Origin of the sequence: Streptomyces sp. NPDC006798 (genome assembly GCF_040635975.1) — a bacterium.
Taxonomy (GTDB): domain Bacteria; phylum Actinomycetota; class Actinomycetes; order Streptomycetales; family Streptomycetaceae; genus Streptomyces.
This window is the reverse complement of record NZ_JBEYIS010000006.1, coordinates 99,835-124,637: the sequence shown is the minus strand read 5'-3', so window position 1 is coordinate 124,637 and position 24,803 is coordinate 99,835. Positions and strand designations below refer to the sequence as shown.

General features: G+C 73.6%; 17 protein-coding genes. 7 read left to right on the top strand and 10 right to left on the bottom strand.

The annotated features are described in order from the left end of the window. Positions 1-27: 27 nt before the first annotated feature. The 3 genes from ABZ714_RS05945 to ABZ714_RS05935 form a co-directional block, all read right to left on the bottom strand. A complete protein-coding gene (locus tag ABZ714_RS05945) occupies positions 28-1,251 on the bottom strand; it encodes a VWA domain-containing protein (RefSeq protein WP_358823909.1) in 1,224 nt (407 codons plus the stop codon). After that, positions 1,248-3,926, bottom strand: coding sequence for a DUF5682 family protein (locus tag ABZ714_RS05940; protein WP_358823908.1), 2,679 nt, complete (start codon positions 3,924-3,926; stop codon positions 1,248-1,250). Before ABZ714_RS05940 ends, ABZ714_RS05945 begins: the two co-directional genes overlap by 4 nt. Before the next feature lie 359 nt (positions 3,927-4,285). After that, complete coding sequence (locus ABZ714_RS05935; RefSeq protein ID WP_358823907.1) at positions 4,286-5,440, bottom strand: AAA family ATPase; 1,155 nt, start codon at positions 5,438-5,440, stop codon at positions 4,286-4,288. A 145-nt stretch (positions 5,441-5,585) separates the two neighbouring features. On the opposite strand from ABZ714_RS05935, the gene ABZ714_RS05930 reads away from it, so the two are divergent. Both ABZ714_RS05930 and ABZ714_RS05925 read left to right on the top strand, forming a co-directional pair. After that, positions 5,586-6,989, top strand: a complete 1,404-nt coding sequence (locus ABZ714_RS05930) for an SWIM zinc finger family protein (protein ID WP_358823906.1) — start codon at positions 5,586-5,588, stop codon at positions 6,987-6,989. 461 nt (positions 6,990-7,450) lie between these two features. Next, positions 7,451-9,064, top strand: a complete 1,614-nt coding sequence (locus ABZ714_RS05925) for a DUF5691 domain-containing protein (RefSeq protein WP_358823905.1) — start codon at positions 7,451-7,453, stop codon at positions 9,062-9,064. A 645-nt stretch (positions 9,065-9,709) separates the two neighbouring features. Here the strand turns inward: ABZ714_RS05925 and ABZ714_RS05920 are convergent. Beyond that, on the bottom strand, positions 9,710-10,120 hold the full coding sequence (locus ABZ714_RS05920) for a cobalamin B12-binding domain-containing protein (protein WP_358823984.1): 411 nt from the start codon (positions 10,118-10,120) through the stop codon (positions 9,710-9,712). Positions 10,121-10,524: 404 nt separating this feature from the next. Between ABZ714_RS05920 and ABZ714_RS05915 the strand changes: the two genes are divergently transcribed. Together ABZ714_RS05915 and ABZ714_RS05910 are read left to right on the top strand one after the other, a co-directional pair. Beyond that, positions 10,525-11,364, top strand: coding sequence for an alpha/beta fold hydrolase (locus ABZ714_RS05915; protein WP_358823983.1), 840 nt, complete (start codon positions 10,525-10,527; stop codon positions 11,362-11,364). Between the two features lie 280 nt (positions 11,365-11,644). Next, on the top strand, positions 11,645-13,198 hold the full coding sequence (locus ABZ714_RS05910; RefSeq protein WP_358823904.1) for a M23 family metallopeptidase: 1,554 nt from the start codon (positions 11,645-11,647) through the stop codon (positions 13,196-13,198). 65 nt (positions 13,199-13,263) lie between these two features. On the opposite strand, the gene pcrA is transcribed toward ABZ714_RS05910, so the two are convergent. Together pcrA and ABZ714_RS05900 are read right to left on the bottom strand one after the other, a co-directional pair. Next, a complete protein-coding gene (pcrA, locus tag ABZ714_RS05905) occupies positions 13,264-15,741 on the bottom strand; it encodes a DNA helicase PcrA (protein ID WP_358823903.1) in 2,478 nt (825 codons plus the stop codon). Positions 15,742-15,960: 219 nt separating this feature from the next. Beyond that, complete coding sequence (locus ABZ714_RS05900) at positions 15,961-16,314, bottom strand: hypothetical protein (protein ID WP_358823902.1); 354 nt, start codon at positions 16,312-16,314, stop codon at positions 15,961-15,963. 267 nt (positions 16,315-16,581) lie between these two features. Between ABZ714_RS05900 and ABZ714_RS05895 the strand changes: the two genes are divergently transcribed. Beyond that, complete coding sequence (locus ABZ714_RS05895; protein ID WP_358823982.1) at positions 16,582-17,655, top strand: NlpC/P60 family protein; 1,074 nt, start codon at positions 16,582-16,584, stop codon at positions 17,653-17,655. A gap of 46 nt (positions 17,656-17,701) precedes the next feature. Here ABZ714_RS05895 and ABZ714_RS05890 read toward each other — a convergent pair whose 3' ends face one another. Further along, complete coding sequence (locus ABZ714_RS05890; RefSeq protein WP_358823901.1) at positions 17,702-18,418, bottom strand: response regulator transcription factor; 717 nt, start codon at positions 18,416-18,418, stop codon at positions 17,702-17,704. After that, a complete protein-coding gene (locus ABZ714_RS05885; protein WP_358823900.1) occupies positions 18,415-19,728 on the bottom strand; it encodes a PspC domain-containing protein in 1,314 nt (437 codons plus the stop codon). Before ABZ714_RS05885 ends, ABZ714_RS05890 begins: the two co-directional genes overlap by 4 nt. A gap of 196 nt (positions 19,729-19,924) precedes the next feature. On the opposite strand from ABZ714_RS05885, the gene ABZ714_RS05880 reads away from it, so the two are divergent. Beyond that, on the top strand, positions 19,925-21,583 hold the full coding sequence (locus ABZ714_RS05880; RefSeq protein WP_358823899.1) for a PspC domain-containing protein: 1,659 nt from the start codon (positions 19,925-19,927) through the stop codon (positions 21,581-21,583). Beyond that, positions 21,570-21,980: a hypothetical protein gene (locus ABZ714_RS05875; RefSeq protein ID WP_358823898.1), complete on the top strand. Its 411-nt coding sequence runs from the start codon at positions 21,570-21,572 to the stop codon at positions 21,978-21,980. The genes ABZ714_RS05880 and ABZ714_RS05875 overlap by 14 nt, the downstream gene beginning before the upstream one ends. On the opposite strand, the gene ABZ714_RS05870 is transcribed toward ABZ714_RS05875, so the two are convergent. Then, entirely contained in the window at positions 21,887-22,483 is a 597-nt protein-coding gene (locus ABZ714_RS05870; protein ID WP_358823897.1) for a DoxX family protein, read from the bottom strand. The two genes, ABZ714_RS05875 and ABZ714_RS05870, sit on opposite strands and share 94 nt — an antisense overlap. Before the next feature lie 351 nt (positions 22,484-22,834). After that, the gene (gene guaA / locus ABZ714_RS05865) at positions 22,835-24,421 is read right to left on the bottom strand and encodes a glutamine-hydrolyzing GMP synthase (protein WP_358823896.1); all 1,587 of its coding nucleotides are present in this window, start codon (positions 24,419-24,421) and stop codon (positions 22,835-22,837) included. Positions 24,422-24,803: the final 382 nt, after the last annotated feature.

The window sequence follows — 24,803 nt, the reverse complement described above, 5'->3', positions numbered from 1 at the left end:
GGACCGGGGCCCTTACTGGCCCGGCGATCAGCGCGCCGCGGTGTCCGGTATGGGCAGCGGGCGCTTCTCGATGGCCGCGGCCATGATGTCCGGGAAGAGGTCCGGAGTGCAGGCGAAGGCGGGTGCGCCGAGCGCCGCGAGGGCCGCCGCGTGTCCCCGGTCGTAGGACGGGGCGCCCTCGTCGGAGAGGGCCAGCAGGGTGACGAACTGGACCCCGGCGGCCTGCATGGCCGCGACCCGCTTCAGCATTCCCTCCCGGATTCCGCCCTCGTAGAGGTCACTGATCAGGACGACGACGGTATCGGCCGGACGGGTGATCCGCTCCTGGCAGTAGGCGAGGGCCCGGTTGATGTCGGTACCGCCGCCGAGCTGGGTGCCGAAGAGGACGTCCACCGGGTCGTCGAGCTGGTCGGTGAGGTCGACGACGGCGGTGTCGAAGACCACCAGGCGGGTGGCGATGGAGCGCATGGAGGCGAGGACCGCGCCGAAGACGGAGGCGTAGACGACGGACGCCGCCATGGAACCCGATTGGTCGATACAGAGCACCACCTCCTTCTTGACCGACTGGGAGGCCCGGCCGTAGCCGATCAGCCGTTCGGGGACGACCGTGCGGTACTCGGGGAGGTAGTTCTTCAGATTGGCGCGGATCGTACGGTCCCAGTCGATGTCCCGGTGGCGGGGGCGGCTGATCCGGGCCGAGCGGTCGAGGGCGCCGGTGAGGGTCGACTTCGTCCGGGTGGCGAGCTGCTTCTCCAGCTTCTCGACCACCTTGCGGACCACGGCCCGCGCGGTCTCCTTGGTGGTCTCGGGCATCGCCCGGTTGAGGGAGAGCAGAGTGCCGACGAGATGGACGTCGGCCTCGACGGCCTCCAGCATCTCCGGCTCCATCAGCAGGGCCGACAGATCGAGCCGGTCGATGGCGTCCCGCTGCATGACCTGGACGACGGAGCTGGGGAAGTAGGTCCGGATGTCGCCGAGCCAGCGGGCGACGGAGGGCGCGGAGGCCCCGAGCCCGGCGCCCCGGGAGCCGCTCCGGCCGGTGCCGTCGCCCCGGCCGGAGCCGTAGAGCGCGGTGAGGGTGGCGTCCATGGCGGCGTCGCGGCCTTCGAGGGAGCAGCCGGTGCCGTCGGCCTGGTCGCCGCCGAGGACGAGCCGCCAGCGCCGCAGCCGCTCCCGCGCGGCGTCGGGCCCGGCGGCGGCCGGGGCCGTACCGGGGGCCGGGGCGGGCGCGATGGTGTGGTCGGTGGTCATGTCCCCACTTCCTGAAGGTGTGCGGAGCGGTCGTCGGGGGCGCCGAGCAGCAGGCGCAGTACGGGCAGGACGGCGTCGGCCCGGTCCTGGTCGAGACCGGGGCCGAAGCCGGGGACGGCGGCCGTGTCCGCGGCGGATCCGGCGGCGGCGGCCCGGACTCCGGTGCCCGCGCCGCGCCGGACCAGTTCGCCCAGGGTGCGCCGGAGTCCCGGCTCGTAAGCCGAGAAGGTGCGGCGCAGCAGGGGCAGGACGTCGGTGAAGGCGTCCGGGTGGACCCCGTTGAGCCAGTCGTCGACCAGGCCGAGCAGGCGTTCGTCGTGGAGCAGGAGCATGCCGCCGCCGGAGGCGCCGCCGACGAAGCCGTCGATCCAGGCGGCGGCGTCGGCGGGCGGGGTGCCCGGGGAGAGGGCGAGGGCCATCAGCCGGGCGGCCTCGTCCTCGGCGAGCCTGCCGTCGTCGAGGAGGAGCCGGGCGGCCCGGCCCCGGATGACCCCGGCGACGGTGTCCCGGGCCGCGAGTACACCGAGCACGTCCCGCCAGCGGTCGGGCAGGTCCCCGCAGTCGGGGAGGAGTCCGATCGCGGTGTGGACGGAGTCGAGCCGCTCCCGCATGGCGGCGGCGCCGTCCGCGTCGAGCCCGGCGCAGGCGGGCGGCAGTCCGACGCAGATCCGGTCGGCGAGGCCGGTGGCGACCCCGGCGAGCGCGGCGGTGTCCGTGGTCCGTACGTCGCCGTAGCGCAGGGCGCGGGCGAGGGCGGGCAGGGCCTCGGCGAGATGGGCGACGTCGCTGTCGAGCGCGGCGCGGTCGGCGAGGGTACGCATCACCACGGGCAGGGCGTCGGTGAGTTCGGCGAGGAGGCACTGTTCGGCGAGGGCGGTGACGGCGGAGAGTTCGGCGGCGGCGGCCGCGTCGTGTTCGGCCCTGGCGGTGGCGGCGGAGAGCACGGTGGTGCCCCAGACCCCGGCCTCGGCGATCTTGACGTGGAGTTCGGGTTCCCAGCGGAGCTGCCAGGTCTCGCGGAAGGTACCGGTCCCGGCCCGTCCGGCGGCGGGGGTGCCCCAGTCGACGCCGAGCAGCCGCAGCCGGTGCAGCAGCCGGCTCCTGGCCGTGTCGGTCTCCTTGCGGAGGTCGAGTTCGAGGGTGCGTTCCAGCGCCTCGGGCTTCAGCCGAAGACTGCGCTGGAGCCGGGTGAGATCGCGCTGGAGCGGGACGGCGGGCGCCGAGTCGGGGACCTCGCCGAGGACGTCGCCGACGATCAGCCGGTCCCGGACCAGTTCGAGCGGGACGTCGGAGCCGTCGCACATCACGGCCCGGATCGCGTCGGTGGTCTCGGTGAGTCCGGGCAGGGGGCGGCCGCGCATCACGGCGAGGGTCCCGGCGAGCCGTACGGCCTCGATGACATGGGCCGACGAGACACCCATGTCCTCGTCCCTGAGCAGTCCGGCGACCTTGGTGAGCCATCGCTCGACGGGCCGGTCGGGGGCGCCGAAGAGATGTCCGTACCAGCCGGGCGAGTCGATTCCGGCGCCGTAGCCGCTGCCGCGCGCCAGCCGCCGGTGCGTCCACGGCACCCAGGTGGTTTCGGTCCTGACCTTGGGCAGCCCCTTCAGCAGGGCCTTGTCCGCGGTGACGGTGGTCTTCTCGGCGAGCGCCGGGACGTGCCAGGCGCCGCAGACGACGGCGATCCGGTCGCCGAACTCCTTGCGGGCGGCCCGCAGCCGGAGCCGCATATGGGCCTCGCGGACCAGGTCGCGCTCGTGCCCGCCGTGGCCGTAGGTCTCCCGGAGGGCGGTCATGGCCTCGGCGAGTGCGGTGAAGGCGGCGAACGGGTCGTCGGAGCCGCGGTGTTCGACGGCGTCCTCCCACCAGCGTTCGGGGTCGTCGTATCCGGCGGCCTCGGCGAGTGCCGCGAGCGGGTCGATCCGCATCCGGTCGGGGTCGGCGGCCCCGGGTGCCGGGGTCCCGGGCCCGGCGGCGGGGTCGGCGGCCTCGGGGTCGCCGCCGGGTCCGGCCCCGCCGGGTACGCCGTCCTCGGCGGGGCCGGACGCGGATCCCCCCGGAACCGCGTCCGGCGCAGCCTCGGCCCCCCTGCCGGTGGTGTCGTCGGTGGAATCGGGACTGTCGGGAGCGTCGGCGCTGCCGGGGGTGACGGCGTTGCCGTCGGAGCCCGGCTTCGGTTCGCCGCTCAGGGCGAGGGAGTGCGCGGCGGGCAGGTCGATGAAGCGCACCGGGACGTCGTTGGCGAGGGCCCAGCGGATCGCCACCCATTCGGGGGAGAACTCGGCGAAGGGCCAGAACGCGGCCCGCCCCGGGTCGTCCACCGCGTGCGCGAGCAGGGCGACCGGCGGCCGGAGCCCCTCGTCGGCGGCGAGCGCCAGCAGGGCGTCGCCCTCGGGCGGTCCCTCGATCAGTACGGCCTCGGGCGCGGCGGCGGCCAGGGCGGCGGCGACGGCCCGGGCGGACCCGGGGCCGTGATGCCGTACGCCCAGCAGCAGCGGCCCGCCGTCACCGGACGGGAACGCTCCGGCCGTACGCCCGGCCGTCGCCGTACCCGTCCGCGCGGCCGGTACGGGGCTTCCGGCCGCCTCGGCGGCGGACTCCCGGACCGGCGCGGCGGCGGCGGTCACCGCCGGGTCGGGCTCGCCGGCCGTTACGGCCGCCGCCCGGACGGACATCCCGCCGGACCCGACGCGCCCCTCCGCCGGTACGGGCCTCCGCGCCCACGTAGTGGTCTCGGCTCCCGCCGTCGCGACGACTGCGGACCCCGGCCGGACGGCCCCCCCGGCCGTTGCGGACGCCGCACCGGACACGACGCGCCCACCCGGCGCCGCGACGGACTCCGTCCCCGCCCGAACAGGCTTCGCCGCCGTCTCGGCGGTCGCCGTCACCGCCCGAACGGGCTCCCCGGACGAGGCGGCGCCTCCCGGCTCAGCGGGGGTCTGTTCTCCGGGCCGTACGGCGCTTCCGGTCCCTCCCGGGATCGGCGGCCCGGCCTGGACGGCCTGCGCGACGGTCGGCACCGTCTTCGCGGCGGTCATGCGCTGACCTCACGGCAGGCGCGGTAGAAGTCCTTCCAGCCGTCGCGCTCGCGGACCACGGTCTCCAGATACTCCTGCCAGATCACCCGGTCGGCCGCCGGGTCGCGGACCACGGCGCCGAGGATCCCGGCCGCGATGTCGGCGGGGCGCAGTATCCCGTCGCCGAAGTGCGCGGAGAGGGCGAGACCGCCCGTGACCACGGAGATCGCCTCCGCCGTCGAGAGCGTCCCCGACGGGGACTTGAGCTTGGTACGGCCGTCGGACGAGACCCCGTCGCGCAGCTCGCGGAAGACGGTCACGACGCGCCGGATCTCCTCGACGCCCTCGGGCACGGCGGGCAGTTCGAGCGACCTGCCGATCTGGTCCACCCGCCGGGAGACGATGTCGACCTCGTCGTCGGCCGTCGCGGGCAGCGGCAGCACGACCGTGTTGAAACGGCGGCGCAGGGCGCTGGACAGCTCGTTGACCCCCCGGTCGCGGTCGTTGGCCGTGGCGATCAGATTGAAGCCCCGGACCGCCTGCACCTCCTCGCCCAGCTCCGGCACGGGCAGGGTCTTCTCGGAGAGGATGGTGATCAGGGTGTCCTGGACGTCGGCGGGGATCCGGGTCAGCTCCTCCACCCGGGCCGTCATGCCGTCCCGCATGGCGCGCATCACCGGGCTGGGGACGAGCGCGTCCCGGCTGGGCCCGTGGGCGAGCAGCCGGGCGTAGTTCCAGCCGTAGCGGATGGCCTCCTCCGGCGTACCCGCCGTGCCCTGGACGAGCAGGGTGGAGTCGCCGCTGACGGCGGCGGCGAGATGCTCCGACACCCAGGTCTTCGCGGTGCCCGGGACGCCGAGCAGCAGCAGCGCGCGGTCGGTGGCGAGGGTGGTGACCGCGACCTCGACGATCCGGCGGGGCCCCACGTACTTCGGGGTGATCACCGTGCCGTCGGGCAGGGTGCCGCCGAGCAGATAGAGCGATACGGCCCACGGCGACATCCGCCAGCCGACCGGGCGGGGCCGGTCGTCGGCGGCGGCCAGCGCGGCGAGTTCGGACGCGAAGGCGTCTTCCGCGTGCGGCCGCAGGGCGTCCGCGGACGGCTGTCCGGCGCTGTCGCCGGTGCTTTCGCCGGTGGTGGCCGCGGTGGTCTCTTCGATGGTTCCGGACACGGGTGTGACTCCCCCTCAAACGTCGTTCCGCAAGGTCGGTCCGAGCTGTTCCCCACACTGCACCACCCCACTGACAATTGACCGTTTCCGCAGGTGGAGGCGGGTTCGAGGGGCGTTGTCAGTGGTGCCCCGTACGGTCGGAGACATGAATGCACCGGGGGTTCGCTGGACGCCGGAACAGGTGCTGTCACTGGCTCCTGACGCGGCATCACAGAAGGCGGGGAACAAGCTCGCCACGGCCGGACCGTGGTCCGGCGCCGGAAACGACGGCGAGGGCGCCGTCTGGGGGTTGTGCAAGGGCAGCGGCAAGAAGCCGTATCAGACGGTCGTCGACACGACCGGGCCCGCGTACAGCTGCAGTTGTCCCAGCCGCAAGTTCCCGTGCAAGCACGCGCTGGGGCTGTTGCTGCTCTGGGCGGGCGACGAGCACGCGGTGAGCGGCGGCACGGTGCCCGACTGGGCCGGGCAGTGGCTCGACGGGCGGCGGAAGCGCGCGGAACAGCAGCGCGAGCGAAACGCGGGGAATGCGGGAAGTACAGAGAATACGGAGGCGGAGGCGGCCGGGTCCGGCCGCGCCGCCGACACCGACGCCGCCCGCCGCCGGGCGGAGCGCCGGGCCGAGCGGATCACGGCGGGCGCGACCGAACTGGAGCAGCGCCTGGCGGATCTGCTGCGCGGCGGGCTCGCCTCGGCGGACCACAGCGGATACGGCCTCTGGGAGGAGACCGCGGCCCGGATGGTCGACGCCCAGGCGCCCGGCCTCGCGGCCCGGGTACGGGAGCTGGGGGCGATCCCCGGCTCTGGCCCCGGCTGGCACGTCCGGCTGCTGGAGGAATGCGCCCTGATCCATCTGCTGGACGCGGCCTGGCTGGGCCGGGACGCCCTGCCGGAGCCGCTGGCCGCGACGGTCCGCACCCGGGTGGGGATCAGCTCCCCGGCCGTCGGTCCGGCCGTACGGGACCGCTGGCGCGTCCTCGCGCAGTACGACTCGTCCGACGGCAAGGTCACCACCCGCCGGGTCTGGGTCCACGGCGCCGAATCCGGCCGTACGGCCCTGCTGCTCTCCTTCGGCGCGGCCGGCCGCTCCCCCGGGCTCGCCCTGCCCGTCGGGGGCGAACTGGCGGGTGAACTGGCGTTCTACGCCGGCGCGGGACAGCTACGGGCCGAGCTGCGCGACGAACACCGGATCACCGGCGAGCCCGCCGCCCCGCCGCCCGGCGGACCGGTGACGGCCGCCCTCGCCGACTACGGGCGGGCCCTGGCCGAAGACCCGTGGCTGGAGACCTGGCCGGTGACGCTCACCGAGGTCGTCCCGGCCCCCGTCCCCTCCGGCGACGGCACCGCCGACGGCTGGCAACTGGCCGACGCGACCGGCGACGCGGCGATCCCGCTGGCACCGGCCGCGCTCTCCAGACCCGGCCTCTGGAAGCTCATAGCCCTCTCCGGCGGCGAACCGGTCACGGTCTTCGCCGAGTTCGGGCACGCGGGAGCACTGCCCCTCGCCGCGTGGTCGCCCGCGGCGGGCGCCGAGCCGATACCCCTGGTCTGACCCGGGTCCCTGGTACCGGGTCTCCCTGATACCGGGTCCCGGGGCGGCCAGGGAAGCCCCGGAGGGACCGGGCCGGGTCCGTGGTGGTGTCACGGTCACCACGGGACCGGCCCGGGGCCCGGGACGTCCATCCGTCGTACGAACCGTCGCGATCAGCTCTGCTCAACGATGAACCGCCGGCCATCAACCGAGGAGTCAGCGTCCAGCACCCGACGACGCCCACGTCGAAAGCCCGCTCGGACCACGGAATCAACCACCGGAAACGACATCCCTCAACCGCCCGCCGCATGTTCGCGCCATCCGCGCCACTCCCGGCGAGCGACCAGGAACGGCACACCCCTTAACCCGTACGCCGCGGACACAGCCAGCACCCCCGTCGAGCCGTCGCCCGCCCCCTCCGGGCCGGGCGGCGGCCCGGCACACCACACCACCCGTCCTCGGGAGAGAAGGCCCTCACCACCATGTCGCAGCGCATCACCGACACCACGGGCCCCGCCTCGTGGGAAGACCTGGTCACCGCGGCCCTGCTCGGCACGGACCGGCGGGAGCCGCCCCCGGCCACCCTGACCCCGGGCAAGGACGCGCCCGCCGCGCTCCTCGACGCAGCGGCGGTCCACACCGTCCGCCGCCGGGCCGGACTCCGGCCCGCCACAGCGGCGCCCCGGCCCGACCCCGCGCCCGCCGACGACCGGAACGAGCTGCCCCCGGCCGCCCACCGCCGACTCCTCCAATTCCTCACCGACCGGGCCGCCCCCGCCGCGGGCGGCCGCCGGGGCGCCGCGCCCGACCTCACCGAACTACTGCCCCAATGGCTCGCCGCCGCCAACGAACACGGCTACCGGGCCCCGGCGCCCCTACTGCCCGCCCTCCTCGACGCCGCCCGGGCCCGTGCCGACCTCCGCCCGCAGACCCTGTCCTTCGCCGGAGCCCGCGGACTGTGGCTCGCCCGGTTCAACCCCGAATGGAAATACGCCCTGCGGGGCGCGGTCGGCGGCAGCGTGCTCCTCCCCGCCGCCGACGACACCAACGCCGTCCTGCAACTCTGGGAAGAGGGCCTCTTCGCCGAGCGAGTCGCCCTGCTGGAGTCCATCCGCGCCGCGGCCCCCGCCCGCGCCCTCGCCCTCCTCACCGGCACCTGGCGCACCGAACGCGCCGAGGACCGGCTGATGTTCCTCGACACCCTGCGCACCGGGCTCTCCGACAACGACGAGAACTTCCTCGAACACACCCTCGGCGACCGCAGCCGCAATGTCCGCGCCGCGGCGGCCGAACTGCTCTCCGCCCTGCCCCGGTCCGCGTTCGCGGAACGGATGGCCGCCCGCGCCACCGCCTGCGTCCGGCCCGGCACCGCGCCCGGCACCATCGCCGTCGAAGCCCCCCGGGAATGCGACACCGGCATGCAGCGCGACGGCGTCGTCCCCAACCCGCCGACCGGACGCGGCAAACGGGCCTGGTGGCTGAGCCAGATCGTCGAATCCGCCCCGCTGACCGTCTGGAGCCGGATCCTCGCCGGGCGCGCGCCCGGCGAGATCGTCACCCTCACGGTCGCCGACGGCTGGGCCGACGAACTCCACACCGCCTGGTGCCGCGCCGCCGTCCGCCAGCGCGACGCGGAATGGGCCCGGGCGCTCCTCGGCGCCCCCGCCGCGTCACCCGAGACCGGACCCGGCACCGCCTCCCTCTCCGAACGCGCCAAGCTCCTGAACATCCTCCCCCCGGGGGAACGAGCCCGATGGGCGGCAGAGTTCGTCTCCGCGCACGGCCTCTCCGACGCGTTCCAACTCCTCGGCGTCTGCGCCGTCCCCTGGGCCGAACCCCTCGGACACGCCGTCGTCGACGCGCTGGAGATCGCCCGCGAAGCCGGTAGCTACCCCTGGAGCTTCAGCGGCGTGATGGGCCTCGCCGAACGCTGCCTCGACCCGGCGGAGGCGTCCCGCCTGGACCTCCTCACAGCGGCCCCCGAGGAATCGGAGACGTCGTCACCGGGAGCGGGCACGTACTGGTCGGAAGCGTTCCACCGCCTGGTGTCGACGCTGCGTCTCCGCGAGGCGATGCACCGGGAACTAGCGCCCTGAGGATTCCTGGCGCCGGAGCCCCGACCCGCCGGGTGGGGGGTGCCTGCGTCCAGGCGGGGTCGTTCGCGCCTCAGGCGCCGGCGGGGCTGTGGAGGATGTGACCGTTGCTCCGGCGGTATGCGGGCGGTCTTGTTCTGTGGCGGGAGGGTCGGTGGCCTCCGGGCTCACCTCCTCACGGACGGCGGAAGTGGGGTCGCCTGGGAGGGAGACCCGTTTCTTCTCCGCCGTCCTCCCCCAAAGCTGCCTTTGGGGGGACCCCCAGGGGGCGACCCTGCACCCCCCGACCACGCCGACCGCGCATGCCGCTCGGGGCTGGAGCCCGTCCCGGGGAGGGGAACGGTGCCACTTGAGGTCGGTGGTCCACCCGCGCGCCGGTGGCTGGCTGGTCGCGCAGTTCCCCGCGCCCCTGGTTGCTCCTCCTCTCGGCCTCCGAAAAGGGCCCCGCCTCTCTTACCGGGGTCGGGCCCCCTTTTCAGGACCGGCGATGGGGAGAGCATTGAGGGGCGCGGGGAACTGCGCGAACGGCCCACGACGGCCCGCGGTCGCCCGAGAACACCCGCCCCGCAGGGCGAGGCCCGGGTTCGGGGCGGCGCCCCGGAGGGCGACAGGCGGGCCGAGCGCTCCCCGTCGGCGCGGGACGGGGCCTCAGGGCGTCGTGGCGCGGAATGTCGTGGTGACCCAGTCGACGATGGACGTCGTCGTCGCGCCGGGGGTGAAGATCTCCGCCACCCCCTGCTCCTTCAGCGGAGCGATATCCGCTTCGGGGATGATGCCGCCGCCGAAGACCCGGATGTCTTCCGCGTCCCGTTCCTTCAGGAGTTCGAGCACCCTCGCGAAGAGGGTGTTGTGGGCGCCGGAGAGGATGGAGAGGCCGATCGCGTCGGCGTCTTCCTGGATCGCCGTGTCGACGATCTGTTCGGGGGTCTGGTGGAGGCCGGTGTAGATGACCTCCATTCCGGCGTCCCGGAGGGCCCGTGCGATCACCTTCGCGCCCCGGTCGTGGCCGTCGAGGCCCGGTTTGGCCACTACTACCCGGATCGGACCGGTCACACCCATTTCTGCCTCCACACCCTGCTGCGCCACCGAGTGAACGATCGTTATCCCCAGCATCCCGCACGGGGCCGTTTCGCGGTGGATCTGGAGGGGGAAATCACATGTGGGACCAGTTCGACTCGCGGCGTACCCGCTTCGGGGGCCCTTCGGCCTTCCGTGCGGGCGCGTTCGCGAAGGTGCCGCTTCCGGGGCCCGCGCGGCGAGCCTCCCCGAGCCGTCCGGGGCCGCGTGGACCGTGTGGCGCGGCGCCGTGAGGGCGGACGGGAGCCGGTGTCGCCTCCCGTGTGCCGTACGGAGGTGGGTCCATGCAGGTCCTGTCCTTCATTTCCGGGGTTCCGGATGCCGTCGGCCTGGTGACGACGGGCCGTCGTACGTTCGGGCAGTTGTGGGAGCTCTGCGAGCCGAGGATGCCCGCCGCCGCGCTGCGGTCGACGGCGCTGGAGCTGGCGATCCTGGCCGGGCATCTGATGCTGTATCCCTCGGGTCTCACGGATGAGCGCCCGGGTTCCGGCCCGGCGGGCGGGCCGGTTCCGGAGGCGCCCCGGCCGGGCGCGCCCCGGCGGTCCCGGGAGGACGGGCCGGCGGAGCCCCGGCCCGTGCTGATGCTGCACGGCTTCGTGGACAACCGCTCGGTGTTCGTCCTGTTGCGCCGCTCGCTGGCCCGGCACGGCTGGCGGGAGCTGCAATGTCTGAACTATTCGCCGCTGACCTGCGATATCCGGGTCGCGGCCGAGTTGCTGGGCCGCCATGTCGAGGAGGTCTGCGCCCGGACGGGCCGGGACGGGGTGGATCTGGTGGGGCACAGTCTGGGCGGGCTGATCGCGCGCTATTACGCCCAGTGTCTCGGCGGTGACCTGCGGGTACGGAATGTGGTCACGCTCGGCACCCCGCATGAGGGCACCTCGGTGGCACCGCTGGCCAGCGCGCATCCCATCGTGCGGCAGATGCGGCCGGACTCGCCGCTGATCACGGAGCTGCGCCGTCCGGCGCCCGGCTGCCGGACGCGTTTCACCAGTTTCTGGAGCGAGCTGGACCGGCTGATGGCTCCGGTGGAGACGGCCCGGCTGGACCATCCCGATCTGCGGACGGAGAACGTCCGGGTGACCGGGATCGGCCATCTCGCCCTGCCCGTCCATCCGGCCGTCGCGGCGCGGATCCGGGAGGTGCTGGCCGGTCCGGACGGCGGCCGGGCGGCGGGTCCGGGGGCGCCCGGGACCGTTACCGGTGAGCCGGTCCGGGTGGGGTGACCGGGGGCGCCGTCCCGGTACGGCTCCGGTGGCGGGGTGTACCGCAGAACCTCACCCCGAGTGACGCCCTGTCGAACGGATTTCGAACGTACGGCCAAGGGTGTGTGCACGCCTCGCCGAAAGGCGCTCGAATGCCCGTTTCCTGACGGCGTAAAACCTGTGGAAGATTGTCGCCGTCGCATACCGCCGGGTACAGTCGCGCCACTGGTTCCCCTCTGGGTCCCGTGTGCTTCATGACCTGGATTCCAGTGGTCCTGCTGCCGAGGCGAGAGAGAAGTTGGTGAACGACCAGCACGCCCACACCGGGTACGTCGGCCACGACGGATACCCCACCGGCGGCTTTGAGACCGACCCCCTCTTCGGCGCTCTTCCGGATGCCGGCTCGGAGTCCGGCGTCCAGTACGACGCCACCCAGTGGGTCACCGGTTCCCATGAGACGACGACTGCCGCCGGTTACGCCGGGGAGTACCAGTCGTACGGCACGGACGGCTACGGATCCCCGGGCGTCACGGATGTCACGGGCGTCGCCGGATACGACGCGACGTACGACACCACCGGCCAGTGGGACGCCTCGGCCTGGAACCAGGCCGCCCCCGAAGCGCAGTCGGCGCCGTACGAGGGCGCGGCGGCCACCTTCGGCTACGACTCCGGGAGCGGCCAGTGGGCCGCGCCCGTCTTCGAGTCGGGCAGCTATGACGCCACCGCCTGGAACACGGCCGCGCCGGACACCGGCTTCGACACGGGTTCCGGCGCCGTACTCGACGGCGTCGCCGAGCCGCTGCCGCTGGTTCCCCAGCAGTACGCGCCGGAGCAGGAGTTCGGCACCCCCGGCGCCACCGACTTCGGGACGCAGGAATTCGACCCGGCGATGATGGCCGATGCGAGCGGCGTCGACGAGACCGCCGTCGTACCCGCCGTCGACTACGAGAACCACGGGCACGACCTGGGAGACCTGGGAGACCTGGGGGACCTGGGCGAGATCACCGCCGACGACGGCGAGGCCCCGGACGACGAGCCCTCGTACGGCACGATCACCGGCGCCGCGCCCGTCACCCCGCGCCCCGTGCGGCGCGCGGGCGGCGGCGGTGGCCGCGGCCGGCGCCGTACGCCCGCCAAGCGTTCGGCCCTGCTGACCGTCGCCGTGCCCTCCGCCTGTGTGATGGGGGTGGCGGGGATCGCCGCCGCTTCCGTGGGCGACCTCGGGTCCGAGCCGAAGAAGAAGACGGACACCACGACCCTGGCCGCCGCCGATACGGCCGCCGTCGAGCAGGTCGCGGCGAACAACCGGATGGACACCCAGCTCGCCGCGCTCAGCGCGGAGGCCCGTGACTTCGGCGACCGGGCGTCCCGGACGCAGGAGCGGATCGACCTCAAGGCCCGCCAGGAGGCGGAGCGGCAGAAGCGCGAGGCCGAAGCCAAACGGAAGGAAGCGCTCCGGCCGAAGTTCGCCCTGCCGGTCGCGCAGAAGGGTCTGAGCACCTACTACGGGGAGTCCGGGGTCAACTGGATGGCCCTGCACACCGGAATCGACTTCCCGGTCGACTACGGCGCCGAGGTGATGGCCGCGACCGACGGTGTGGTCAGGACCCAGTACAACGGGGCGTACGGAAACATGGTCATCGTGACCGCGCCCGACGGTACCGAGACCTGGTACTGCCATCTGGCGTCCGCGAAGGTCCGCTCCGGGAAGGTGAAGGCCGGTGATGTGATCGGTTACGCCGGAAGCTCCGGCAACTCCACCGGTCCCCATCTGCACTTCGAGGTCCGGCCCGGCGGCGGCTCCCACATCAATCCGCTGACCTGGCTCCAGAGCAAGGGCCTCAACCCCCTCTGACACATACGGTTCCGGAACCGGCCCCGCCCGCGGGGCCGGTTCCGTCGTTCATGGCCCGGGGGCGGCTACAACTTCTCGACCGGCGCGTACCGCAGCAGCAGCCGCTTGGGCTTGGCGTCCCCGAAGTCGATCGTGGCCTGGGCGTCCGAACCGGCGCCCCTGACCTCGACCACGGTCCCGAGACCGAACTGGTCGTGGGTGACCCGGTCGCCGATCGCCAGGGCGATCACCGGCCGTTCGGACGCCCCGCCGCGCCGGGTGGCGAAGCCCGTGGCGGCGGTGGTACGGGAACCCGAGCGGGCGGACGGCATCGACGGCAGCCGCGACCCGGAAGCGGAGACCGCCCCGGCGGGCGCGCCCATCGGACCGGTCCGCTTCCACTCCAGATGCTGTCCGGGGATCTCCTCCAGGAAGCGGGACGGCGGATTGTACGAGGGCTGGCCCCAGGCGCTCCGCATCGAGGCCCGGGTCAGATAGAGCCGTTCCCGGGCGCGGGTGATCCCGACATAGGCGAGCCGGCGCTCCTCCTCCAGCTCCTTGGTCTGGCCGAGGGCCCGCATATGCGGGAAGACGCCGTCCTCCATCCCGGTGAGGAAGACCACCGGGAACTCCAGGCCCTTCGCGGTGTGCAGGGTCATCAGGGTGATGACCCCGCTGCCCTCCTCGTCCTCGTCGGGGATCTGGTCGGAGTCGGCGACCAGGGCGACCTGCTCCAGGAACTCGGCGAGCGTGCCCGCGCCCTCCTCCTCGGTCCTGGCCTGCTCGAACTCCAGCGCCACCGCCGCCAGTTCCTGAAGGTTCTCGATCCGGGTCTCGTCCTGCGGATCGGTGGACGCCTGGAGTTCGGCGAGATAGCCGGTCCGCTCCAGGACGGCCTCCAGGACGACGGCGGGTCCGGCGCCGGAGTCCACGATCGTCCGCAGCTCCTCCATCAGCACATTGAACCGCTTGACGGCGTTGGCCGAGCGGGCGGCCATCCCGTACGCCTCGTCCACCCGGCGCAGCGCCTGCGGGAAGGTGATCTTCTCCCGGAGGGCCAGGGCGTCGATCATCGCCTCGGCCCGTTCGCCGATGCCCCGCTTGGGGACGTTGAGGATCCGGCGGAGCGGAACATTGTCCTCGGGGTTGGCGAGCACCCGCAGATAGGCCAGGACGTCCCTGACCTCCTTGCGCTCGTAGAAGCGGACCCCGCCGACGACCTTGTACGGCAGCCCGACCCGGATGAAGATCTCCTCGAAGACCCGGGACTGGGCGTTGGTGCGGTAGAAGACGGCCACATCGCCCGCCTTGGCGTCGCCCGCGTCGGTGAGCCGGTCGATCTCGTCGGCGACGAACTGGGCCTCGTCGTGCTCGGTGTCGGCGACATAGCCGGTGATCCGGGCGCCCTCGCCCGCGTTGGTCCACAGGTTCTTGGGGCGGCGGCTCTCGTTGCGCTCGATCACGGCGTTGGCGGCGGAGAGGATCGTCTGCGTGGAGCGGTAGTTCTGCTCCAGCAGGATCGTGGTCGCCTCCGGGTAGTCCTCCTCGAACTGGAGGATGTTGCGGATGGTCGCGCCGCGGAAGGCGTAGATCGACTGGTCGGCGTCGCCGACCACGCACAGCTCGGCGGGCGGCAGATCCTCCCGCCCCGTCCCCACCAGCTCCCGGACCAGGGTGTACTGCGCGTGGTTGGTGTCCTGGTACTCGTCGACCAGGACATGGCGGAAGCGCCGCTGGTAGTGCTCGGCGACGTCCGGGAACGCCTGGAGCAGATGGACCGTGGTCATGATGATGTCGTCGAAGTCCAGCGCGTTGGCCTCGCGCAGCCGCGACTGGTACATCCGGTACGCCTCGGCCAGCGTCTTCTCGAAACCATCGGCCGCCTGGTCGGCGAAGGACTCGTCGTCGATCAGCTCGTTCTTCAGATTGGAGATCTTGGCGCTGAAGGACTTCGGCGGGAACTTCTTCGGGTCCAGATCGAGATCGCGGCAGACCAGCGCCATCAGGCGCTTGGAGTCGGCGGCGTCGTAGATCGAGAAGGAGGAGGTGAAGCCGAGCTTCTTCGACTCCCGGCGGAGGATCCGGACACAGGCGCTGTGGAAGGTGGAGACCCACATCGCGTTGGCCCGGGGGCCGACCAGCTGCTCGACCCGCTCCTTCATCTCACCGGCGGCCTTGTTGGTGAAGGTGATCGACAGTATCTCGCCGGGGTGGGCCCGGCGGGTGGCCAGCAGATGGGCGATCCGGTGGGTCAGTACCCGGGTCTTGCCGGAGCCCGCCCCGGCGACGATGAGCAGGGGCGAGCCGGTGTGCACCACGGCGGCGCGCTGCTGCTCGTTCAGCCCGTCGAGCAGCGCGTCCGGGTCGACGACCGTACGCGGAGCGCCGTCGCGGTGGTACGCGTCACGGTCCGGGGGCAGGTCGTAGTCGCCCTGGAAGAGGCCGTCGGGGATCTCCTCGGGGGCGTGGTCCTCCGGGCCCTCCCGGTCCTCGGGCGGCGGAGGCGGCTCCTCCGGCTGCTGCTGGAGGCGGGCCAGGAAGTCTTCGTCAAAGAGGCTGCTCATCGCTCTCCGAGTCTATGCCGGGCCACTGACAGCCCGGGTCCGCTCCGGCGGAATCCGCGCCACGACGGCCGGGCCGCGCCCGGGCGAACCGGGACGCGGCCGGGACGCCCGCCGGTCCCAGGCCGTGTCACGACGGCCGCGCCGCGCCCGGCCGGACCGGGATCCGGGGCGGAGGTGCCGGTCGGGACGTCGGGCCCGGGGCGGGCCCGGCGCGACCGGTCAGGTCCAGAGCGTCGCGATGAAGATGTTCACGACCGTCAGTCCGCCCACCGCCGCGAAGACCGGCTTCTCCACCCGCTCCTCGTCCCGCTTCACGTACACCAGCGCCAGGATCACCACCAGGACGGCCATCTTGATGCCGATCTTCAGGTTGTTGACCGTCTGGTCGTCCGCCTGGTTGAGACCGACCAGGGCCACGCCCGTGATCAGCATCGTCAGCGCGCCGTGCAGCATCGCCGGGCCGAAGCGGGCGGCGCCCTCGCCCATGGCCTTCATCTGGGTGAGGAATCCACCGAGCAGGGACGCGATACCGATGATGTGGAGCGCCACGAACACATTGATGAGTACGTCCATACGGCGGAGCCTAGCCACCGCCGTAGCACCCCTCTTCGGCCGGGTATGCCTCGTTCATCGCTTCGGTCGGACCCCGACTCCAATCGATACCCGGCGTGACGAAACCCTTACGGATGGCTTCATTCGTGGTCCATCTTGGGGCAGAATCGGTCGTTCCGCCTCCACGCCGTGACCTCAGGCTTAGCGTCCTGCCCCGGATGACCCAGACGGCCGCCGACCGCGGCCGAGCACAACCGAGCACAACCGGGGAAGGACGTGGACGCCCTCGTGGCAGCGCACCGCAAACCGAAGCAGGCCCGGCGGAACCCGTTCGCCGTACGGCCCGCCGCCAGGACCGCCACCACCCTGGCGCTCGCGGGCGCGGCGACCGCCACCGCGTTCAACGGGACCGGTGCCGCCGACCCCGTACTCACCCCGGCGCAGATCAAGGCCCGGGTCGACCAGCTCTACCAGGAGGCGGAGGCCGCCACCGAGGCGTACAACGGCGCGAAGGACCGGACCGACCGGGCGCGGGAGGAGCTGGACCGGCTGCGGGACGAGACCGCCCGGCGGACCGAGCGGCTGAACGCCAGCCGGTCCGCCCTCGGTTCCATCGCCGGGGCGCAGTACCGGGCCGGGGCCGTCGACCCGGCGATCCGGCTCGCCCTCGACTCCGACCCCGACGGCTATCTGGAACGGGCCGCGATCGACCGGCTCGTCGGGCGGCGGACCGCGGCGGTCGTCATGGACGTACGGGGTCAGCTCGCGGCCGTCGACGGGCTGCGGGACCGGGCCGGGCGGCAGCTCGACGACCTCCGGGAGCGGCAGGACGAACTGGCCCGCCACAAGACCGAGGTCCGGCGGAAGCTGGCGACGGCGGAGGGAATGCTGAAGCGGCTGGAGGCCGCGGAGCCTACGGCGGGCGCGGGGGCTGGTTCGGTTCCGGGGGCGCCGGGTCGGGGCGACGGCCGGGCCGGGGCGGTCGCGGACGCCGCCGGGACGGCCGCGCCCACACCCCGGGCCGCGCGGGCGGTGGCCTACGCGTACGGGGCGCTCGGCAAGCCGTACGTCTGGGGCGCGACGGGTCCCGCGTCGTACGACTGCTCCGGGCTGACCCAGGCGGCGTGGCGGGCGGCGGGGGTGTCCCTGCCGAGGACCACGTACACCCAGATCGGCGCGGGGCGGCGGGTCGCCCGGTCCGAACTCGCCCCCGGTGACCTGGTCTTCTTCTATCCCGGGGTGACGCATGTCGGGATGTACGTGGGCGGCGGCCGGATGATCCACGCGCCCCGGCCGGGCGGGGTGGTGCGGTTCGCGCGGGTGGACGAGATGCCGTTCGCGGGGGCGGTACGACCGGCGTAGCCGAGGCTGTCGGCACGGCCGCCGGGGCGTTGCGGGGAGCGTCGCGTCAGATCAGCCGGCGGGCCGTGGCCCAGCGGGTGAGTTCGTGGCGGTTGGAGAGCTGGAGCTTGCGGAGGACCGCCGAGACATGGGACTCGACCGTCTTGACCGAGATGAAGAGCTGCTTGGCGATCTCCTTGTAGGCGTAGCCCCGGGCGATCAGCCGCAGCACCTCGCGTTCCCGCTGGGTGAGGCGGTCCAGGTCCTCGTCGACCGGCGGGGCGTCCGTGGAGGCGAAGGCGTCGAGGACGAACCCGGCCAGCCGGGGCGAGAAGACCGCGTCGCCCTCCTGGACCCGGAAGACCGAGTCGATCAGGTCGGTGCCGGTGATGGTCTTGGTGACATAGCCGCGCGCGCCGCCCCGGATGACGCCGATGACGTCCTCGGCCGCGTCGGAGACCGAGAGCGCCAGGAACCGTACGGGATGTTCGGCCGCGCCCATCAGCGGGGCGCAGCGGCGCAGTACCTCGACCCCGCCGCCGCCGGGGAGGTGGACGTCGAGGAGGACGACCTCCGGCCGGGTCGCGGTGATCACGGTGACCGCCTGGTCGACGTCGGCCGCTTCGCCGACGACCTCGACGCCGGTGGTCTCGGTCCGGCCGATCTCGGCCTGGACCCCGGTCCGGAACATCCGGTGGTCGTCGACGAGGACCACTCTCACCCGGCGCGGCTGCTCGCCGTCCGTCCGCCCGTCCCCCGGCCGTCCTGCCCGCTCCGCCGTCATCCGTCCGCCCTCTCCATGGTCAGCTCCACTTCCGTGCCCTCCCCGGGCGCCGAGGTCAGCCGGGCCGTCCCGCCGTTGCGCCGCATCCGGCCGACGATCGACTCCCGGACGCCCATTCTGTCGTCCGGGACGGCCTCGGGGTCGAATCCGGGTCCGCGGTCGCGGACGGAGACGAAGACGGTACGGCCGTCGACCTCGGCGAACACCTGTACGGGGCCGCCCTCGCCACCGTACTTGGCGGCATTGACCATCGCTTCGCGCGCGGCCTGCATACAGGCGGTGAGCCGTTCGTCCAGCGGGCAGTCGCCGACCACCACGACCTCCAGCGGTACGCCGTGTTTGTCCTCGACCTCGGCGGCGGCCCGCTTCACGGCCTCGGCGAGGGTGTCGGGCTCCTCTTCCTCCTCCTTGCCGGTGCCCTCGGGTCGGTAGAGCCAGTTGCGCAGCTCCCGTTCCTGGGCGCGGGCGAGTCTGCGGACCTCGCCGGGGTCGTCGGCGCGGCGCTGGATCAGGGTGAGGGTGTGCAGTACGGAGTCGTGGACGTGGGCGGCGACCTCGGCCCGTTCCTGGGCCCGGATCCGCATCGTCCGCTCCTCGGACAGGTCCTGGGTCATCCGGACCAGCCACGGCCCGGCGAGCAGGGCGATCCCGGCGATGACGGCGACGGCCGCGGTGAGGACGTTGCCGAGCTGGGCGGCCGAGCCCCGGACGACCATGAAGGCGGTGAGCCCGGTGCCGACGAGGGCGACGCCGACCAGGGCGCGGGCGAACTGGAAGAGGCGGCGGTGCCGGGAGTCGGCGGCGGTCCAGCGGGCCCGGCGGGCGTTGTCCGCCTGCCGCCAGACCAGCACCACCCCGGCGCCGATCAGCAGCGTCGGCCAGATGTAGCGGTCGGCCGGGCCGGTGGTGTTGAGGTCGCTGATGAAGATCAGACAGCCGATGCCCAGGGCGACCAGGGCGAAGATCTGCCCCTTGTCCGGTTTGCGGAGCTTGCGGCGGCCGTCGGCGGCGGCTTCGAAGAGCGAGCGGTGTTCGGCGGCCCGGCCCCCGATTCCGAGGGGGACGAAGACCCAGAAGGCCGCGTAGAGCAGTATCCCGAGGCCGTCGGCGAGCAGCAGGGCGAGGAAGACCAGCCTCACCCAGGCGACCGGGACGCCCAGATGCCCGGCGAGGCCGCGGGCCACTCCGCCGAGGAGCCGTCCGTCGGCGCTGCGGTAGAGCCTGCGCAGCGGTACGTCCTCCTCGGCGGGCGCGGTGGCGCGCGCGGACCGCGGGGAGTCGGCGGCCGGGCGGGGCGGGGCGGCGGGCATGGCTCGATCGTCACACGGAACGGCGGCCTTCCGGTATCGGGGGCGACCCCGAGAACGACCCTGAGCGCGGCCGGGCCGGGGCATACCGGGGGATGACGCCGGGGCGGTGTCCGGGGTCGGTACCCGGGGCGATATCAGGGACGGGCCAGGGTCGTCCCCGGTCCCTTCCGGGCGGCCGGGCCGTCACCATGGACGTATGAAGCAGCCGCGCCCGACCGCCGCCGCCGGCGGACCGCCCGGAGGACCGGACGAAGCCGTGCCCGTCGACCGGGCGGACCGGATCGACCGGGCCGACGTACCGGCCGACCGGGCCGACGTACGGGCGGACCAGGGCGGCGAACGGGCGGACCGGGCCGATCCGACGACCGGCCGGGGTACGGCCGACACCGGCGGTGGGACAGCCGACGCCGGTGGTCCGGCCGACGGTCCCGCCACAGCCCCGGGCAACGGATCCGGCGGATCCGGCGGGCCTCCTCCGGGCGCCGGGCCGGGCGACGGAACCCATGGTTCCGGAGCGGGAAGCGGGTCCGGAGCGTACGACGGCCCGCCCGGCCCGCCCGGCGACGGTGCCGCCGTGCTCCGTCCCCGGCAGCTCCGCCGGGACGGACGGCAGCGGGTGATCGGCGGGGTCTGCGGCGGTCTCGGCCGGTACTGCGACCTCGACCCGGTGATCTTCCGGGTCGTGCTGGGCGTACTCGCCGTCACCGGCGGCCTCGGGCTGATCTTCTACGGCTTCGCCTGGCTGCTGGTCCCCGCCGAGGGCGAGGAGGAGTCCGAGGGGCGGAAGCTGCTCGGCGGCCGGGTCGACGGCGCGGCACTGTCCGCTGTGTTCCTGGCCCTGATCGGCTGCGGGCTCTTCCTGACCCTGCTCAACAACCGCGGCACCCTCGCCTTCGCCGCCCAGCTCGCGATCGCCGCCACCGGGGTCGCCGTCTGGTCCCGGCGGCGTACGGCACCACCGGAGGGGGCGGTCCGGGCGCCGGGCGCCGGGCCGTCCGCGCACGCCGTCCCGGACGCGCCGCCGGAGACGAAGGCGCCGCCCGCGCCCGACAGCCCGTCCTGGTGGCGGGACCCCCCGGCCCGCCCCGGCGCCGACGGACCGGCGGCCCCCGGCTATCTGTGGGGCCCGGAGGACGCGGACGTCAGCGGCGTCGGCCGGGACAGGAACAGCGCCCCGCGGCGGCCCCGGGACCGGGAGGGCCCCCGTTCCATCGGCGGTACGGTCTTCGGTCTGGCCGCCCTCGCCTGCTATCTCGGGGTCCAGCTGAGCTGGACGCAGCAGCCGCTGGGCGTCAGCCTCCAGATCGGCCTCGCGGCGGCGCTCGGAGTGTTCGGCCTCGGTCTGGTGATCAGCTCGTTCCTGGGCCGTACCGGCTTCGGGACGATCTTCCTGACGGTGGTGACCGCCCTGCTGCTGGCCGGGGCGGCGTCCCTGCCCGAGAACATCGGCACCGACTGGCGGCGGGCGACCTGGCGGCCCGCGACGGCCGCCGCGGTCGAGGAGCGGTACGAACTGGGGACGGGGGTCGGCGTGCTGGACCTGTCCCGGGTGGCCCTGGCGCCCGGCCAGACCCTGACGACATCGGCCGCGGTGAGCCTCGGCAAGGCCGAGGTCATCGTCCCGGCCGGGGTGGAGGTCCGGCTGCGGGCGGAGGCGGGCGTCGGCGACATCAGGCTCCCCGGGGATCCGGAGAACGATATCGACATCTCCCCCGGCCAGGAGCGGAACGAGGTACTGCCCGCGCCCCGGCCGCCGGGCCCGCCGGGTCCCGGCGCGACGGCGAAGGCGGGTACGGTCGAGTTGTTCGTCCAGGTGAGCGTCGGACAGGTGGAGGTGACCCGTGCCGCGTCCTGACCCGGCCGTACGGTCCTCCGCGCCCGCCGGATCCGGCGCGTCCGGCGCGTCCGGCGCGTCCGGCGGAAAGACGTCCCCCGGGTTCCCCGCGCCCGGCGGGGAGGCGTGCCGTACGTCCGCCTCCCGGCGGTGGCCGATGCTGCACGGCTTCCGCCCCGGCCGGGCCACCGCCGGTACGGCGGCGCTGGCCACGACGCTGCTCTTCGCCGGGGACGCGGCCGGCAGCTGGAGCACCCCGTGGTTCGTGGTCTTCCCGGTGGTCTTCGGCGGTCTCGCGGTCGCGGGCGCGCTGGGCCTGGCCCATTACGGGCTGCGCCGCCGCCGTCTCGCGAGCAGCGCGTCCACCGAGAACAGCGCCGCCCCGCCGAGCACCAGCGGCAGCCAGGCCATGAGATAGACGAGGTCGTTGCCGTAGTAGTACGGCTCGGTCTGCCAGCTGACGGTCAGCCAGAGGCTGGCCGAGATCAGCGCCCCGCCGAGCGCGGCGACCCGGGTCAGCAGGCCGAGCAGCGTACCGACGCCGACGGCCAGCTCGCCCCAGGCGATCGCCTTGCCGAAGGCCACGGGGTCCTCCAGGCCGATGTCGACCAGCCAGGGCACGGCCGAGCCGTCCCGGACGGCGTGCATCATCGAGCCGATCGAGCCGGTGCCCTCGGCGGCCAGGAACGCGCTGTCGTCCAGTTTGTCGAGTCCGGCGTAGACGAAGGTCAGGCCGAGGAAGATCCGCAGGGGCAGCAGGGCGTGCCGGGCGCCCAGCTCCCGCAGCCGGTCGGCCCGGTGCCGCAGCCGGACGAGCAGGGCACGGAAACCGCCGCCGCTCTTTCCCGCTTCCCCGGCGCCGCCATCGGTACCGCTGCCGCCGGTGCCGTACCCCGCCGTGTCGTGCCGTGTGTACGCCATCACCCGTACCCTCTCTCCCGCCGGACCGGCTGCCCTGCTGGCGTGCTGTCGCGTGTCGTGCCCGGGGTGCCGTCGCCGAACAGTCGCTACCCATACGTACGGGACGACCGGACGGCTCACTCGGAGTGTCACCCGTTTTCTCCCCGGGAACGCCGTCCGTGCCGCGATTGGCGTGTCATCGCCATCTGTTACGGCACGGGGAACACCCGGAGGGACCCGTACGGGAACCGGCAACCACCAGAAACACGGACGCCCCTCGCGGAAGGTTCCGCGAGGGGCGTGCCGGGCGTTCAGGAGGTCACCCCGAAGGGGGCGGTCCCGAGGCCGGTCCCGGAAGGGCCGGTCCCGGGATCACTCCCACTCGATGGTCCCCGGGGGCTTGCTGGTGACGTCCAGCACCACCCGGTTGACGTCGGCGACCTCGTTGGTGATCCGGGTCGAGATCCGGGCCAGGACGTCGTACGGCATCCGGGTCCAGTCGGCGGTCATCGCGTCCTCGGAGGAGACCGGGCGGAGCACGATCGGATGGCCGTAGGTGCGGCCGTCGCCCTGGACGCCGACGCTGCGGACATCGGCGAGCAGTACCACCGGGCACTGCCAGATCTCGCGATCGAGCCCGGCGGCGGTCAGCTCCTCACGGGCGATGGCGTCGGCCTCGCGCAGCAGGTCGAGCCGGTCGCGGGTGACCTCGCCGACGATCCGGATGCCCAGGCCGGGGCCGGGGAACGGCTGCCGCTGGACGATCTCCTCCGGCAGGCCCAGCTCCTGGCCGACCATCCGGACCTCGTCCTTGAAGAGCTGCCGCAGCGGCTCGATCAGCTGGAACTCCAGGTCCTCCGGAAGTCCGCCGACGTTGTGGTGGGACTTGATGTTGGCCGTGCCGGTACCGCCGCCGGACTCGACCACATCCGGGTAGAGGGTGCCCTGCACCAGGAAGGCGACGTCCTCGCCGTCGGCGGCGCCCTCGGCCACGATCTCGGCCTGGGCCTGCTCGAAGACCCGGATGAACTCCCGGCCGATGATCTTCCGCTTCTCCTCGGGGTCGGAGACCCCGGCGAGCGCGCTCAGGAACCGCTCCTGGGCGTCGACCACCTTCAGCTGGACGCCGGTGGCGGCCACGAAGTCCTTCTCGACCTGCTCGGTCTCGCCCTTGCGCATCAGGCCGTGGTCGACGTAGACGCAGGTCAGCTGGTTGCCGATGGCCTTCTGCACCAGGGCGGCCGCCACCGCGGAGTCCACCCCGCCGGAGAGGCCGCAGATGGCGCGCTTGGCACCGACCTGCTCGCGGACGGCGGCGATCTGCTCCTCGATCACATTGCCGGTGGTCCACGACGGCTCGATGCCCGCGCCCCGGTAGAGGAAGTGCTCCAGGACCTGCTGGCCGTAGGTCGAGTGCATGACCTCGGGGTGGTACTGCACGCCGTACAGCTTCTTCTCGTCGTTCTCGAAGGCGGCGACGGGCACGACCTCCGTGGAAGCGGTGACGGTGAAGCCCTCGGGCGCGGCCGAGCAGGCGTCGCCGTGCGACATCCACACCGACTGCTCGGCGGGGGTGCCCTCGAAGAGCGTCGAGCCGGTCTTGGAGACCGCGAGGGGCGTCCGGCCGTACTCCCGGGCGCCCGTGTTGTCGACGGTGCCGCCGAGGGTGGTGGCCATCAGCTGGAAGCCGTAGCACATCCCGAAGACGGGGACTCCGGCCTCGAAGATCGCCCGGTCGAGCCGGGGCGCGCCCTCGGCGTAGACCGATGAGGGACCACCGGAGAGGATGATCGCCTTGGGGTTCTTGGCCAGCATCTCGGCCACCGGCATGGTGGACGGGACGATCTCGGAGTAGACCCGGGCCTCACGGACGCGGCGGGCGATGAGCTGGGCGTACTGGGCGCCGAAGTCGACGACGAGTACGACATCGGGCGCGGCGGCGGGCGACGCTGAGGACACTGGCGGCCTTCCGGCGGGGGCTGGGCGGGGGGTCGTGTACTCGATTCTACTGGGGGCGGACGGGCCCTTCGGCCGGACACGGAGGGTGGGGGGACGCCCACGAGGGGTCGGGGGCGGCGGCCCGGAGCCGCAGGACGCGCGGCGCGGCCTGTACGGGGCCGGGGGCGTACGGCACCGGTACGGGGCGGGGCGCGGGTGCCCGGGGCCCGGCCCGGGCACCGGTGGGGTGGGGGCGCGGGGGCGGGGGTGCGGCGGAAGTGTCCCGGAGGCGGGCCGTCCCACGATCCGGGCCCGCTTTGGCCCCGGGCGGAGCCGGGGCCATACTGTCCCCATGCGTCAGCACTCGACCTTCGTCTTTACCTATGGCACCGGCCCGTCCGGC

Bases quoted from the DNA above. Each gene is read 5' to 3' on its own strand.
- ABZ714_RS05945 (WP_358823909.1), bottom strand. From the start codon at position 1,251: ATGACCACCGACCACACCATCGCGCCCGCCCCGGCCCCCGGTACGGCC.
- ABZ714_RS05940 (WP_358823908.1), bottom strand. From the start codon at position 3,926: ATGTCCGTCCGGGCGGCGGCCGTAACGGCCGGCGAGCCCGACCCGGCG.
- ABZ714_RS05930 (WP_358823906.1), top strand. From the start codon at position 5,586: ATGAATGCACCGGGGGTTCGCTGGACGCCGGAACAGGTGCTGTCACTG.
- ABZ714_RS05925 (WP_358823905.1), top strand. From the start codon at position 7,451: ATGTCGCAGCGCATCACCGACACCACGGGCCCCGCCTCGTGGGAAGAC.
- ABZ714_RS05920 (WP_358823984.1), bottom strand. From the start codon at position 10,120: ATGGGTGTGACCGGTCCGATCCGGGTAGTAGTGGCCAAACCGGGCCTC.
- ABZ714_RS05915 (WP_358823983.1), top strand. From the start codon at position 10,525: ATGCCCGCCGCCGCGCTGCGGTCGACGGCGCTGGAGCTGGCGATCCTG.
- pcrA (WP_358823903.1), bottom strand. From the start codon at position 15,741: ATGAGCAGCCTCTTTGACGAAGACTTCCTGGCCCGCCTCCAGCAGCAG.
- ABZ714_RS05900 (WP_358823902.1), bottom strand. From the start codon at position 16,314: ATGGACGTACTCATCAATGTGTTCGTGGCGCTCCACATCATCGGTATC.
- ABZ714_RS05890 (WP_358823901.1), bottom strand. From the start codon at position 18,418: ATGACGGCGGAGCGGGCAGGACGGCCGGGGGACGGGCGGACGGACGGC.
- ABZ714_RS05885 (WP_358823900.1), bottom strand. From the start codon at position 19,728: ATGCCCGCCGCCCCGCCCCGCCCGGCCGCCGACTCCCCGCGGTCCGCG.
- ABZ714_RS05880 (WP_358823899.1), top strand. From the start codon at position 19,925: ATGAAGCAGCCGCGCCCGACCGCCGCCGCCGGCGGACCGCCCGGAGGA.
- ABZ714_RS05870 (WP_358823897.1), bottom strand. From the start codon at position 22,483: ATGGCGTACACACGGCACGACACGGCGGGGTACGGCACCGGCGGCAGC.